Annotated in this window: 11 protein-coding genes; 9 read left to right on the top strand and 2 right to left on the bottom strand. The window is 60.3% G+C overall.

The window, feature by feature from the left end; all coding sequences use genetic code 11:
- Positions 1–151: 151 nt before the first annotated feature.
- The 7 genes from ACJJVH_RS33215 to ACJJVH_RS33245 all read left to right on the top strand — a co-directional run bounded on the left by ACJJVH_RS33215 (position 152) and on the right by ACJJVH_RS33245 (position 8,447).
- Positions 152–1,348 carry a glycosyltransferase gene (locus ACJJVH_RS33215; protein ID WP_412066570.1) on the top strand — a complete coding sequence of 399 codons (1,197 nt, stop codon included), beginning with the start codon at positions 152–154 and terminating at the stop codon, positions 1,346–1,348.
- A 409-nt stretch (positions 1,349–1,757) separates the two neighbouring features.
- Complete coding sequence (locus ACJJVH_RS33220; RefSeq protein ID WP_113423510.1) at positions 1,758–3,449, top strand: bifunctional diguanylate cyclase/phosphodiesterase; 1,692 nt, start codon at positions 1,758–1,760, stop codon at positions 3,447–3,449.
- Between the two features lie 49 nt (positions 3,450–3,498).
- Positions 3,499–4,002 (top strand): ubiquinone biosynthesis methyltransferase UbiE, encoded by a 504-nt coding sequence (locus tag ACJJVH_RS33225; RefSeq protein WP_412066571.1) that lies wholly within the window; start codon positions 3,499–3,501, stop codon positions 4,000–4,002.
- Positions 3,999–5,174, top strand: a complete 1,176-nt coding sequence (locus tag ACJJVH_RS33230) for a class I SAM-dependent methyltransferase (protein WP_113360053.1) — start codon at positions 3,999–4,001, stop codon at positions 5,172–5,174. The genes ACJJVH_RS33225 and ACJJVH_RS33230 overlap by 4 nt, the downstream gene beginning before the upstream one ends.
- Positions 5,171–7,531, top strand: a complete 2,361-nt coding sequence (locus tag ACJJVH_RS33235; RefSeq protein WP_112794669.1) for a SpoIIE family protein phosphatase — start codon at positions 5,171–5,173, stop codon at positions 7,529–7,531. Before ACJJVH_RS33230 ends, ACJJVH_RS33235 begins: the two co-directional genes overlap by 4 nt.
- A 4-nt stretch (positions 7,532–7,535) precedes the next feature.
- Entirely contained in the window at positions 7,536–8,090 is a 555-nt protein-coding gene (locus ACJJVH_RS33240) for a slr1658 superfamily regulator (protein WP_412066572.1), read from the top strand.
- Positions 8,091–8,108: 18 nt separating this feature from the next.
- Entirely contained in the window at positions 8,109–8,447 is a 339-nt protein-coding gene (locus tag ACJJVH_RS33245) for a slr1659 superfamily regulator (protein ID WP_412066573.1), read from the top strand.
- Between the two features lie 241 nt (positions 8,448–8,688).
- Here ACJJVH_RS33245 and ACJJVH_RS33250 read toward each other — a convergent pair whose 3' ends face one another.
- Positions 8,689–9,321: a response regulator transcription factor gene (locus tag ACJJVH_RS33250; RefSeq protein ID WP_412066574.1), complete on the bottom strand. Its 633-nt coding sequence runs from the start codon at positions 9,319–9,321 to the stop codon at positions 8,689–8,691.
- Positions 9,318–10,355: an ATP-binding protein gene (locus ACJJVH_RS33255; RefSeq protein ID WP_112794665.1), complete on the bottom strand. Its 1,038-nt coding sequence runs from the start codon at positions 10,353–10,355 to the stop codon at positions 9,318–9,320. Before ACJJVH_RS33255 ends, ACJJVH_RS33250 begins: the two co-directional genes overlap by 4 nt.
- Before the next feature lie 614 nt (positions 10,356–10,969).
- Between ACJJVH_RS33255 and ACJJVH_RS33260 the strand changes: the two genes are divergently transcribed.
- Positions 10,970–12,706 (top strand): ABC transporter permease, encoded by a 1,737-nt coding sequence (locus ACJJVH_RS33260; RefSeq protein ID WP_412066575.1) that lies wholly within the window; start codon positions 10,970–10,972, stop codon positions 12,704–12,706.
- Between the two features lie 12 nt (positions 12,707–12,718).
- Positions 12,719–14,062 carry an AAA-associated domain-containing protein gene (locus ACJJVH_RS33265; RefSeq protein ID WP_412066576.1) on the top strand — a complete coding sequence of 448 codons (1,344 nt, stop codon included), beginning with the start codon at positions 12,719–12,721 and terminating at the stop codon, positions 14,060–14,062.
- Positions 14,063–14,433: the final 371 nt, after the last annotated feature.

Genomic DNA, 14,433 nt, shown 5'->3' on the forward strand with positions numbered 1-14,433 from the left:
GCGGGTATATCCTTGTGTGCAGGCCGCGACCGGCGGCTAAATCTTTCGGTTACTCCGTTCGACCATTTGGATGCCGTATTGAACCGATCTGGGCCCTGTCGCAAAGGTTGCCACCTGCCCAATGTTGTTTCGACCCATGGAGGGAAAAGCAATGCGGGTAGCGATCGTGCATTACTGGCTGGTGTCGATGCGGGGCGGAGAAAAGGTGGTCGAGGCGCTCTGCGACATGTATCCGGACGCCGACATCTTCACTCTCGTCTACGATGAAAGCCGCGTCTCGGAGAAAATCCGCAAGCACAGGATCCACACGTCGTTTCTACAGCGAATTCCGGGAGCCGTCAGATCCTATCAGTCGTTTCTGCCGCTCATGCCGTTCGCGCTGGAGAGCTTCGATCTCAGCGATTACGATCTGATCATCTCCAGCGAGTCCGGTCCGGCCAAAGGCATCATTCCGCCGCCGAGGGCGACCCATGTCTGCTACTGTCACTCGCCCATGCGCTATCTCTGGGATCATTATCACGTCTATCGCTCGCACGCCGGGCTTGCATCGCGGCTGATGATGCCGATGCTGGCGCCGCTGCTGCGCTCCTGGGATGTCAATACGAGCCTGCGCGTCGATCGTTTCGTGGCCAATTCGCACCATGTTTGCGACCGTATCAGCAAATATTACCGGCGTTCCGCCACCGTCCTTTATCCGCCTGTCAATGTCGATGATTTCACGCCGGCCGCATCGGTCGAGGATTTCTATCTCTGCGCCGGTCAGCTGGTTCCCTACAAGCGGGTCGATCTGGCGATACAGGCATTCACCCGCCTGAATCGCAAACTGGTGGTGATCGGCGAAGGCAAGCAGATGGAGGAACTGAAGCGCATTGCCGGTCCCTCCGTCACCTTCCTGGGCCGGGCTCCGTTTCCGGTCCTCAAGGAAAAGCTTTCCCGTTGCCGCGCCCTGGTCTTTCCCGGCGAGGAGGACTTCGGCATCGTTCCGGTCGAAGCCATGGCAAGCGGCAGGCCCGTCATCGCCTATGGCAGCGGCGGGGCGCTGGAGACGGTCGTGCCGGGCGTGAGCGGCATTCTCTTCGGCAAACAGTCCGTCGACGCCCTTATCGAGGCCGTACTCGAATTCGAGGCGACGGAGCATCGTTTTCGTCCCGAAGCGCTGCAGGCGCATGCGGAACAGTTCAGCCTCGATAAGTTCACCACGGGCATGCAGGCCATCATCAATGAGGAACTGCTGATCCGAAAGGCAGACAGGGCTCGCAGCCAGCGCCCCGTTACGGCCATTCAGCGCGGGCTTGAGACGCAGCTGCCCGTGCTTGTCGCAAAACCGCACAGCACCACGCTCCAATAGGCCGGACCGGTATTGGCCGAAGATATGGAGCGGACCTGAAAGCCGTAAGGCGTGGGCGACGATCGGCTCTTGACGGAATGTCCGGAGCGCTCCTCGCCTGCGAACGCATGTCTTGCGGACAACCTTAGATTTCACATGACGGGGCGCACTACTTACCCTTCGTCCGGAATGGAACAAGACGTGTCCGGCGCCAGCCTTTTAATCAGCATATGTCTCGACAATCATTTGCTAAATCAAGATCCGGTAATATATTCGCTTAAAGCGGTTGCCACGTTCTGATAGGTTACGGTTTGCGCCGGCTCGCTTGACGAGACTTGCGATTTTCGATGCGCAAGCTCCGACGCGGGCGGACCGGTTCTCGCCGGACACCGCAGACTTCGCGCAGCCGGGTTTGGGAGGACTAGGCCTTATGACCGAAAACCGAGTGGATCGGTCGCAGCGAATTCCCGGATCTGGCAGCAGCCTCGAGGCGGCTGTCTCACTTTGGAACCTCGATCTCGAACTGATCGATTCCTCGCAAAAGTTTAACGACCATATCGGCGTTGCATCCCGGAAAGACATGACGCTGCAGGAGGCCTATCCGGCGCTTGCCGAACCGACGCTTGCGGCGATCGTCCGGCAGGTGATCGATACCGGCGAACCCCGGACCATAGAGTTCGATGCCGGAACGCTCGGAAAACGCAATCTCCTGCTGTCCTGTCTTCAGCAAGGGCTCTTGATTGTCGAGAGCGAAAGAAGGGGCGATTGGAACCTGCCGCCCGAGGATGGGGAAAGAGCAAGGCTCATCCATCAGGCGACGCACGATGCGCTGACCGGCTTGCCCAACCGCCGCCAGTTCAGCGCGGCACTATCGCAACTGCTGCCGGCCAGCGGGAAACTGGGTCCTGCGCTCATGCAGCTCGATCTCGACGACTTCAAGCCCGTCAACGACACGCTCGGGCATGGCGCCGGCGACCTCGTGCTGCAACTCGCCGCCGCGCGGATCAAGGAAACACTCGGCCGCAGCGGAACGGTCTACCGGCTGGCCGGGGACGAATTCGCCATCATCCAGGTCGGATCGCAACGGGCCTTCGAGGCCGAAAAGCTGGCGGACGCCCTGGTCGCCGAATTCCGCAAGCCCTTCACGGTCAACGGAATCTCCCTCTTCGTCGGCGTCAGCGTCGGAATTGCGATTGCGCCGCGTGACGGCAATGAGGGCGAGCAGCTGATGAAGGCTGCCGACGTTGCCCTTTACGAGGCAAAGAAGGAGGGGCGGCGCCGAGCGCGAACTTTCGATCCGGGCATGCTCGTCGTGGTCGAACAAAGGGAATTGCTGCGACGCAGCCTGCGGGTGGCGCTCCAGCGCGACGAATTCTTCATCGAATATCAGCCGCTGGTGAAGCCGCCCTCCAGCGTGGTGGGCTTCGAGGCGCTGCTGCGCTGGCGGCATCCGACCGTGGGGATCATCCCCCCGGCCGCATTCATCCCCATGGCCGAGGCAGACGGCCTCATGCACGAAATCGGCCAATGGATGCTGGAGGAGGCTTGCCGCGAAGCCCTTGCGTGGCCGTCGCATTTTACCCTCGCCGTCAATCTTTCGCCGGCGGAATTCCTGACGCCGGGCCTGACAGATCGCATCTCGCAAACCCTCGATGTCGTTGGCTTTCCTGCCGAGCGTCTGGAACTGGAGATTACGGAAGGGGTGCTGCTGGAGCGCACCATCAACAATCTGGACACTCTGAACACCCTTAACGTGCTGGGCATACAGATTTCCCTCGACGATTTCGGCACCGAATACTCTTCCCTGAGCTATCTCAAGAACTTCCCCTTCGATACGATCAAAATCGACCGCTATTTCATCAAGGATCTCTTGCAGGACACGAAGAGCCAAACGATAGTTCGCTCAGTGATCGGCTTGGCCCATGGTCTGGATATGCGCGTGACGGCCGAAGGCGTCGAAACGCCGCAACAGGCGGCGTGGCTTCAGCAGGAGAACTGCGACCGGTTGCAGGGTTATTGCATCAGCCCTCCGCTGCGCGCCGACAGACTTGAGGAGTTTATAAGGCAAGGCGCGCGCATTCCCTCGACCACGCCCCTCGATGAGTTTCGCGCCGGCACCTGATCTTTTGAAACGCATTTCATCCGGAGTTTCTTGAGTGGATACCATGGAAATGCAAGCGGACCCAGTTTCGGAGCCATTGCTCGAACTTGAGATGGAAATGGCGATCTTCGTGGCGGACTGGCTGCACTGCGACCAGTGCGCCGCCTATGTGGCCAGTATGGTCAGCCATGATCGCCCCGATCCCATCCGCCATGCCAATCTGCTTTCGGCCGCTCTCAACGAACTTTTCGAAATGTCGTTCCATACGAGGGAGTGCAACGGCGCCCTTACCTGCCGCTTCTATCGAAACGGCTCAACCGAGCGGATAGAACTGACCTTTCCCTGCTCGGCCGAGCAACGGAGCGAATACAGGACAATCCTCGAACACATGCAAGGCGGCGGCCATGCGCTTGCGGCCTATCTCGACCTCATCACCAACGATGCGGCACGCGCCGAGCACGCGATCCTTCTTGGCCTGGCGCTCAACTATGACGCCGGCATCACCCTGCACGAACACGATGCGGACATGCTGACCCTTGTGGTGGATCTCGCACTCGAAAGGCTACTCAATTGAGCGACCATTCGTCCGACCGCTTCGCGGCGCAGTTCGACGCCAACAACCAGGAATTCTCCCTGTCCGGGGTGATCAGGCCGCACTCCGTATCGGAACTCGCCGACGATCTGGCCCTGCTGCGCACCGGCATCGAAACGGTAAACGGCATCTGCTACATCAATCTCAAACGCGTTACCCACATGAACAACACGGCGTTTCGAGCCTTGACCCATGTCCTGCTCGACGCCACCCGTTCAAGGCCGGATCTCAAGCTGAAGGTCGTCGCATCGAGCGTCGTGGCGTGGGCATCCCGGCTGTTTCGCCATTTGAGCGACCTTTCGCCCAATATCACTGTCGAAATCTACGATTCTGCCTTCTATCCGGGCCAGACCTTCGTGGAAAACCAGAGTTTCATACCGATCCTAAGGACGCAGACGAAAATGACCTGGCGCCATGAGCGCGAGATATTGCCGCGCCACGGACTGCGGGAGGGCCTGCATATAGCCGATATCTGCTGCGGCATCGGCGATTTCGCGATGCTGTTGCGGAAGGATTTCAAGCCTGCGCGGATCGTCGCGCTCGACCACTCGATCCCCAGCCTGGACTATGCCCGCAAGGTCGCAGAGGACTTCGACGTGCGGGACATCGAATATACCTATGGCGACGCCTCGCAGATGCTGTTCGAGAGCAACCAGTTCGATTTCGTGACCTGCAGGCACTCATTGCAGATCTTCGATCGCCCGGACGTCCTGCTGCGGGAACTCTTCCGCATATGCAAACCGGGCGGCAGGGTCTACATCACCAACGAGAAGAATTCCCATTGCCTCGGAGAGCCCAGGGCCGATAGCATCCAGTGGACGTACAACGAGGTCGCGAAACTGTTTGCGCATTTCGACATGGATGTGGAAATGGGGCCGAAGGGTCGCCGCATGCTGCTGGACGCCGGCTTTGCCGACGTGAGGATGGAAAGCTTCATGGTCACCAATCTCGATGGCGACCCGCAGGATTTCGCCGATATCATCACCGCATGGCAGAATGTCTATGCCGATGAAATGGCGGTCAGAAGAGGCGATACACCCGAATTCATAGAGCGTTTCAAGCAGGGCTTTGCCGACCATATTTTCGCGGCGCTCCACCCGAGAGGCTATGCCGGCTGGCCGATCTGGGCCTCATCGGGGCAAAAACCGCTATGACGGAAACAGCAGTTGCCAGCAAAAGGCTCGGATTGCGCTCGTTTCGCGCCAAGTTTCTGATCGTCGTCGGAGGAGCCGTTCTTTTCGACCTGCTGGTCAGCGGTGGCCTTGCGCTGTGGAACGTGCAACGCCTGTCGCGCAATGCGACGACCGAGGTGGGCCAGGGCCTGGAAAAGGCAAGCCAGGACTATATCCGCTCCTATGCGGATTCCACCGCCGCGCAGGTCGGCCTCCTCCTCGACCAGGTCCATTCCGATGTGAAGGCGCTCGCGGGCGTGCTGCAGGGGCAGATCGACAACCCCACCCGCAATGGAAACGTCGGGGAAGCCATGGCCAAGGCGTCGCCGGGCGCCGTAACCGTAACCTATGATCCGGCCGGCCAGTGGGCGCAAAATCTTCCCGGCACGCCCTCGGTCGTCAGCGTCTGGGGCTATCTTCTGGATAAGGACCATCGTCCGCTGCCCCAGGTGGAGGCCGACATAGAATGGAGCGCCGTGCTCGATCTTGTGGCTCCCGCATTGCTCCACAACGGCGCATCGAAGCTGCAGATGTACTATATCGGCCCGCGGGAACGCCCGATCTTCCGGACCGCGCCCTACACGACGCAGGCCCAGACCTTCGACCGGCTCTATCCGGGCCACAACAGTTCCGACTTCTGGACCTTCTTCTTCCCCGGCCTCTACGAATCCTGGCAGCAATGGGCCGCGACCCCTTCGTCCCGGCCGGTTGCGGATTACATCACCCAGACCGCGCCCTATACCGACGCGATCACCGGGAAGCTGATCGTCAGCTTTTTCCACCCGCTCTGGACGCCGGATCGGCATGGCGTCGCGGGGGCAGCCGGGACCGATATTACCCTTGGCCAGCTCGCAGAAATCGTCGAGAACGTAAAGGTCGCCCAAAGCGGCTTCGGTTTCCTGACGATGTCGAACGGAAACGTCGTCGCGATCAATCCGGTCGGCGAGAAGATCATTGGCTTGCGCGCTTCGAGCGACGCCGCCGCCAAGGGTGTGACCGGTCTCGACCGGTCGCTGCGCAACAGCACGCAAAAGGCCATCACGACGCTGCCGCTCGATGCCGACGGCGTAATCCAGCACATCTCCCTCACCGAACAGGGAGAAGAGGTTCCCTACCTTGTGGTCGTCAAGCAGCTGCACCCGACCAACCTCTGGGTAGAAGGCCCCGTGCGGCGCGAGGTGATGTCGCTTGGAATAGTGGTGCCGGAACGCGAGATCTACGCGTCGCTCATTGCCGCCAAGGAGGAGATTTCGCGCGCCACCAACCGCATCCTGCTCTACCAGATCATGGCGGTTCTGGTGTCGCTGATGATCGTCACGGCCGCGGTCTTTGCCGCTTCGAAGCGCGTGACGAGCGGCATCAGCGCGCTGGCGAGCGCCGCCAAGCGCATACAGGCAAAGGACTACTCCGTCAGGGTCGATATCCCCACCAAGGACGAGGTCGGGGAAGCCGGCGTCGCATTCAACCGGATGGCGGAGGATATCAGCTTTCATACCGAAAACCTCGAAAAGCTCGTTTCGGACCGGACAAAGGAAATCGAGGCCGCCAAGGAAGAGATTTCCACCCTCAACAGTCAGTTGAAGAGCGAAAACCTGCGGCTGGGCGCCGAGCTCAACGTCGCGCGACAAATTCAGCTCATGGTGTTGCCGCGCGCCAAGGAGCTTACGGCGATCAAGCATCTGGAAATTGCCGCCTACATGCGGCCGGCCGACGAGGTCGGAGGCGACTACTACGATGTCCTGCAAAACGGCAACAACCTGAAGATCGGCATTGGCGACGTAACCGGACACGGGCTCGAGAGCGGCGTGCTGATGCTGATGGTGCAATCGATCGCACGCGCGCTCCAGGAGGCGGGTGAAATGGATCCCGCAAAATTCCTGACCGATCTCAACCGCGCGATCTTCAAGAACATCGAGCGCACGAAGACGGACAAGCATCTGACCCTGTCGTTTCTCGACTATGACGGCAAGCGACTGACGATATCCGGCCAGCACGAAGACATGATCATCGTGCGCAAGGATGGCCAGGTGGAGCGGATAGAAACCGGGGATCTCGGTCTCCCGGTCGGCCTCGAGCCCGATATTGCTCCCTTTATCGATACACGGGAAATCTCTTTCGAAAAGGGCGACATGGTCGTCCTGCACACGGACGGCGTCACCGAAGCGGAGAATTCGAAGGGTGAACTCTTCGGTTTCGAAAGGCTTTTGGAAGATGCCCGTCGCCTCCACGGCGGAACTGCCGAGCAAGTGGTCGAAGGCATCCTCGATGACCTGATGGCCTATATCGGCACCCAGAAGATCCATGACGACATTACCCTCGTGGTAATGCGACACAGGTGAGAAGATGACAACTGCGGTATACGGCAAGGACCATCTGGTTTCGTTCAACGCTGCCAAAGCCCTGCGGATTTGCCTGTTCGACGGGCCGCTTCATCTGGCATGGCGTCATTCGGCCATGACCTCGGATTTTATCGCCGAGACGATGGCGCTCGGCTTCCGGTCGTCCGAGCGCCACTACAAGACGGCGCGGCACGACATCGGCTATCTGACGAACGAGCTGATCGAAAACGCCGTCAAGTTTCGCGTCTCCGGCGAGATCGTCATCGAAGCGCTGATGGATGCTCATAATTTCAGGATGCGGATCGTGAATCTGATCGACCACGAGGCGACGGCCCGCTTTCAGCGCCTGCTGGTGAAAGTGACGTCCGGCGATCCGGGCGATCTCCTCATAGAGCAGATCGAAGCAAGCGTGCTTGCGGGCGACAATGCGTCCGGGTTAGGACTGTTGACGCTGATGAGCGACTACCAGGTTCAACTGGCCTGGCGCTTCGATGAAGACGGTCCGCATAAGCGAACGAAACTGCAAACCTATGCCGCGATGGCAATCTCGTCATCGTAAACCTGCAAGAGGCCCCTTATGGAAATTAAAGAAGAAGCGTTCCGCGTCTGGTCCGAAGGCAGCATCTTGTATTTTGACGGAACCATGCGGCTGGCAGGCCCCGATGCCTATGCGCCGGTCTACGATCTCGCCAGGACAATCCTGCATGACAGCGGCGGCAAGGCGACGTTCGATCTTACCGGCCTGCAGTTCCTGAACTCTTCCGGTATCAACCTACTCGCCAAATTGACGATCGAGGCGCGCAAGCACCCGGATCTCCATCTCACCGTATGCGGCTCGTCGCAAATCCCCTGGCAAATGAAGTCGCTGCCGAACCTGAAGAAGCTTCATCCCCGCCTGGATTTGCGTTTGACGTGACGAGAAACGCGCGCCGCGCACATTTTCAATCCCGCGCTGCGTCCCATAGAGCTATGCGAGAGATTGCGGCACGGCCTCGTGAAATCATCGCAGCGATGATCGATGGAGCCAATATCCGGTAGACCACGGTCCCATGTGCGTCCACCATCACGGCGGGACTTGATACCACCCGTTTCAGCAAACTATGCCATCGCCATAACTGTGCGGAATACAACAGCATGCGAGTTCGTCTGAATTGCACTCAGCGGTCGGACTGCCTGGCCTTGAGCTGATCCGCCATCCTGACGAGGTCGGCAAGCGACCCGGCCGCCATCTTCTGCATGATCCTTGCCCTGCGCACCTTTACCGTGACTTCCTTGATATCGAGTTCCGAGGCGATCTGCTTGTTCAGGAGCCCGGTAACTACGAGGTCGAAAACGTCGCGCTCTCCGGAAGTCAGGGTTTCCCATCTTGCCTTGAGATCGGCTTCGAGCCTCTCCTGCCCCAGCCTACGCCGGTCCCTGTCGATGGCCGAATTGACGGCGTCGAGGAGTTCCTGATCGCGGAACGGCTTTGTCAGGAAATCCGCGGCGCCTGCCTTGATCGCCTTTACGCCCATGGCGATATCTCCATGGGCCGTGATGAAGACTACCGGCATTCGCAGACCCATTCCGTCCATCTGGAGATGAAAGTCGGTTCCACTCCGCCCAGGCATTCTGACGTCGAGAACAAGGCAGGACGGCCCCTGCCCGTGACGATGTTCCAGGAACGCTCCCACCGAAGGAAACGTCAGCAGCGGCAGTCCGATGGACTCGAACAGGTCTTCTAGCGCTATCCGCACGGAGGGGTCGTCATCGACTACGTAGACCGCCGGTTCGGCATCGACAGCTGTCATTCGACGGCCTCCGCTGGAATTTCGAAGATGAAGCAAGCCCCGTCGTCCGTCGGCGGCACCCATATGTGCCCACCGTTCGACTCGATGATCTGCAGGCTGATCGTCAGCCCCAGCCCGAAGCCTCCCGACTTCGTCGTCCAAAAGGCATCGAAGAGATGCTGCCGGGCGTTCGTCGGAATCCCTGGTCCGTTGTCCTGGATGGCGAACCTGATCTTTCCAGGTTCGGCCTGCTCGGTCATGAGACTGATCCTTCCGGCGCCATCCGGGCGGATGGCGATCGCTTCGATCGCGTTCAGGAGCAGATTGCCGACGACCTGCTGGATCTGGACGCGGTCCGCGAAGGCTGCGGCAAGGTTTTCGGAGAAGGACATGGTAAGTTCCGTGCCTCTTCGACCAATGTCGCCCTCAGACAGTTCGACGATCTCCCGGACCGCCTGGTTGAGATCGAAGCCCGTCCTGAGCGGGGCCTCGCCCCTCGCAAGCCCCCGCACGCGGCTGAGGATATCACTGGCGCGGGACGTGTCGCTGACGATGCGTTCGAGCGCAGCCCTGGCACGCTCGATGTTCGGAGGCTCCTGGCCCAGCCAGCGGCTGCATGCCCCGGCGCTCGTGGATATGGCGGCGAGCGGCTGACCGACTTCGTGAGCGATCGATGTCGTCAATTGGCCGAGCGTCGTCAGCCGGGCCATCCTGAGAAGCCTCTCCCGCGACTGGTGTGCGGAGAGTTCCGCCGACTTCAGGCGCAGCCCGAGATAGGTCGTTCCTCCGATCGCGACGATGCTGATGGCCATGTTGACCAATCCGACCTCGTAGGCTCCGTGCCGGGTCAGGTAGAAGGAGAGGATCGTCAGAAAAACGGACGCCGCGGCGAGCACGACCACCGCGCGGATCGAGAGGAACTGCGTCGCGATCAGCAGAACGGAGGTGTAGAAGACTGCAGCGGCAATGGCATAGTCCGTCACCGTGTCCGCTGCAAAGATCACGGCCATTAGAAGAACGAGGACGGGCAGGACGACGACAGGTCGCGAAATCATGGGTTCGGGAGCCTCCCGCTCCAAAAGGTTCTCGCAATCAGACATGCTTTTCCCGACAATTTCGCGCTTAAAACGCGCCCGTGACAAAGGCATTGGAATACAGGTGATATACCAAAGTATATCCGGGAGCCTTGTTTTTGGTGCGCCTCCTCAGCATTCCGTTTGGCGGATAAGCCAGAATACACGAAAAAACGCATATGTATCAGCATCTTGTCGAACGTCCGCAAGATATCGCCGTGCGGCGGAGCATGTCGGAAGAGGAGCCTGAGCTCCGCCGGGCATAGCTTGACTGAGGGCCGTCGTGGGATCATATCGGTCGTGTCGGATCGGTTGACCGACGCCAATCAGGACCCTCTCAATGGACCCGTCCAGTAGTCGAACCAGCAGCATGAGCCTGCCGTCGAAGACGCCGCGAACCTGATGTCCGGTTCCCTCGTTCGCGGCGGTCAGCCAGAACACGAGGTGAGCAATGCGGAACCTTCCTCCCCGCATCCTTCGGCCTGCCCGCCGCTCCCGGCAGCGCGGTGATCGAATAGGAAGCCGACGCTTTTCATAAGCGGCCGCCGGTGCGTCTCCACGCGCCTGATCTTCTCATCCGAACTTCGGTGATCAACATGACCATGCCTATTCCAGCAATGGACGCGGGCCGGGCACGCCGCTTCGTACCCAACATCTGGGACGTCGTCGCGTTCGGCCTCTTCTTCGGGTGCGTCCTCCTCTTCATCCACGGCGGCCACGCCACGCTGGTGCCGATCAGTTCGCTCAATGTCACGCCGGTCTCGCTCGATCCACGCAACCTGCCCGAATATGCGCTGCGCACCACGCTGCGCATGCTGGCGGCGATCGTTGCGTCGCTCGTCTTCACCTTCCTCTACGGAGTGATGGCGGCGAAGAGCAAGCGGGCCGAAATGGTGCTGATCCCGCTTCTGGACATCCTGCAGTCCGTTCCGGTGCTCGGTTTCCTGTCGTTCACCGTGGTCGGCTTCATGGCGCTGTTTCCGGGGCAGGTTCTGGGTGTCGAGCTGGCATCGATCTTCGCGATCTTCACCAGCCAGGCATGGAACATGACCTTCAGCTTCTATCACTCGGTGAAGACAGTGCCGCGCGAGCTGGACGAAGCCACGCGCACGTTCCACCTGACGGGCTGGCAGCGCTTCTGGCGACTGGAAGTCCCGTATTCCATGCCGGGTCTCATCTGGAACACGATGATGTCCATGTCGGGCGGCTGGTTCTTCGTCGTCGCTTCGGAAGCGATCTCGGCCGGAGACACGACGATCACGCTGCCGGGGATCGGCTCCTACGTCGCCCTCGCCATCGAGCAGCAGGATCTCACCGCCATCGGATGGGCCGTGGTCACCATGCTGGCCGTGATCCTTCTTTACGATCAGCTGCTGTTCCGGCCGCTCGTCGCCTGGAGCGACAAGTTTCGCGTCGAACTTTCGGCTGGCGGAACGGCTCCTAATTCGTGGCTCCTCGACGCCTTCCGCCGCGCACGTTTCCTTCGGGTCGTACTCCGGCCGCTCGGCTGGCTGATCACCAGCCTGCCGAAGCTCCGACTCTCCGGCCCTTCGATCTTCCCGAAATCTGCCCGGCAGATCGTGGCGAGCAAGGCGGCCGACCGCGTCTGGCTGGCGGTCGTCATCGCCGCGACGATCTATTCGGTCTGGCTGATCGTGCACTTCGTCGCGACGGAACTCGCCCTGCCGGAGGTGGCAGACGTCTTCGGGCTCGGTGTCCTTACCATGATCCGCGTCGTGGTGCTGATTGTCCTCGCTTCGGTGATCTGGGTTCCGATCGGCGTCTGGATCGGGCTTCGCCCCCGGATGGCGGAGCGGGTCCAGCCCATCGCACAGTTCCTGGCGGCGTTCCCTGCCAACATCGTCTTTCCTTTCGCGGTCGTGCTCATCGTCCGCTTCGGTCTCAATGCCGATGTCTGGCTATCGCCGCTGATGATTCTGGGCACGCAATGGTACATCCTCTTCAACGTCATCGCCGGAGCCAGCGCCTTCCCGAACGACCTGAAGGAGGCGGCTGCATCGTTCCGGATCGGCGGTTGGAACTGGTGGCGCAAGGTCATGCTGCCGGGGATCTTCCCCTACTATGTCACCGGAGCGATCACTGCGAGCGGCGGCTCCTGGAACGCCGCGATCGTCGCCGAAGTTGCGAACTGGGGAAAAACGCAGCTCACCGCCCACGGCCTAGGCGCCTACATCGCCCAGGCGACGACTGCCGGAGACTACCCGCGCCTGACGCTCGGGATCGCCGTCATGTCGCTCTTCGTCATCCTCTTCAACCGTCTGGTCTGGCGTCCGATGTATGACTTCGCCGAGCGCCGTCTACGTCTCAATTAAGGGAGACCTGCCATGAACAATCCTGCAGCACTCGATGTCCATGACAACCGGAACACCCAGCGCCTGGTCGAGGTCAGCGGCGTCCGTCAGGTCTATCACAAGGGCGACAACGCCGATCTCGTCGTGCTCAACGACGTATCGGTCAGCATTCACGAGGGCGAGATCGTCGGCCTTCTCGGCCGTTCCGGTTCCGGCAAGTCGACACTCCTGCGGATCATTTCCGGTCTTCTGGAAGCATCGAGCGGCGACGTCCGCTGGTGCGGCCAGCCGGTCACCGGTCCTTGCGAAGGGCTGTCGATCGTTTTCCAGAGCTTCGCGCTCTTCCCCTGGCTGACGGTTCTCCAGAACGTTGAGATCGGCTTGGAAGCTATCGGCATACCTGCCGCCGAACGCCGTCGGCGCTCGCTCCAGGCGATCGATCTGATTGGCCTCGACGGTTTCGAAAGCGCCTATCCCAAGGAACTGTCCGGCGGCATGCGTCAGCGTGTCGGCTTCGCCCGCGCGCTCGTCGTTCACCCGAAGCTGATGCTCATGGACGAGCCGTTCTCCGCGCTCGACGTCCTGACGGCTGAAAATCTGCGCACCGATCTGATCGATCTATGGATCGAGGGGCGCCTGCCGATCAAGTCGATCCTGATGGTCACGCACAATATCGAGGAAGCCGTCCTGATGTGCGACCGTATCCTGATCTTCTCATCCAATCCCGGGCGGGTCGCCAAGGAAATCAAGGTCGGGCTCCCGCACCCGCGCAACCGCGCCGATCCGCGCTTCCGCGAGCTCGTCGAGGAAATCTACGCGCACATGACGCAGAAGGCGCCTACGGACAAAGCGGAGAAGAGGACGATCGAAGGATTTCCGGGGACGGGGATCGGCATGGCGCTGCCAAGGCTCTCGACCAACCTCCTGTCGGGCATGATGGAGGCGCTCGCCGGGCCGCCCTATAGCGGCCGGGCCGACCTGCCGGAGCTCGCGACCACGCTGCAGATGGAGGCCGACGAACTTTTCCCGATCGCCGAGACGCTCCAGCTTCTGCGGTTCGCCGAGGTGGCCGGCGGCGACGTTCAACTGACGGAACAGGGCCGTCGCTTCGTCGATGGCGAGGTCGATGCCCGCAAGCATCTCTTCGCCGAGCATCTGATAACCTACGTGCCGCTGGCCGCCCAGATCAGGCGCGTTCTGGACGAACGTCCGAGTCATCACGCCCCCTTCACGCGCTTCTCCGACGAGCTGGAGGATCACATGTCCGAGAAACTCGCCGAAGATACCATGCGTGCGCTGATCTCTTGGGGTCGCTACGCCGAGCTCTTCAGCTACGACGAGGCATCGAAGCAGTTCAGCCTGGAAAACCCTGAATAGCGCCATTCCCCGGAGGCACAAACCGTCATCTGGACTGAATGATCTCGCCTCAGCGACGTATTTCCAATGAAACTCGGGAGACATATCGGATAGCGCAAAATTCGATAAGCCGAGCCCATGGTTTAGCTGATAGAATACCGCGGAGTTCCCTCCCGGCATGCTCTTTGTAAACGACATCGCATGATTGGCGGCGATAGTCACTTCGTCATTTCTATGAATTGTCATCCAGGCCTCCCAGCAGACCTGCATTACAATTGCATTGCATCCACTCCCGAGGAAAGTTCTTGCCGCTTCGCTTGTTTGCGTTGGTTTATAACGACACAGCATCGGCCGACACTATTTGCTGCAGATCGCTCACCGTCCATCGATGA

This window comes from Rhizobium sp. SYY.PMSO (assembly GCF_046840415.1).
Lineage (GTDB): Bacteria > Pseudomonadota > Alphaproteobacteria > Rhizobiales > Rhizobiaceae > Rhizobium.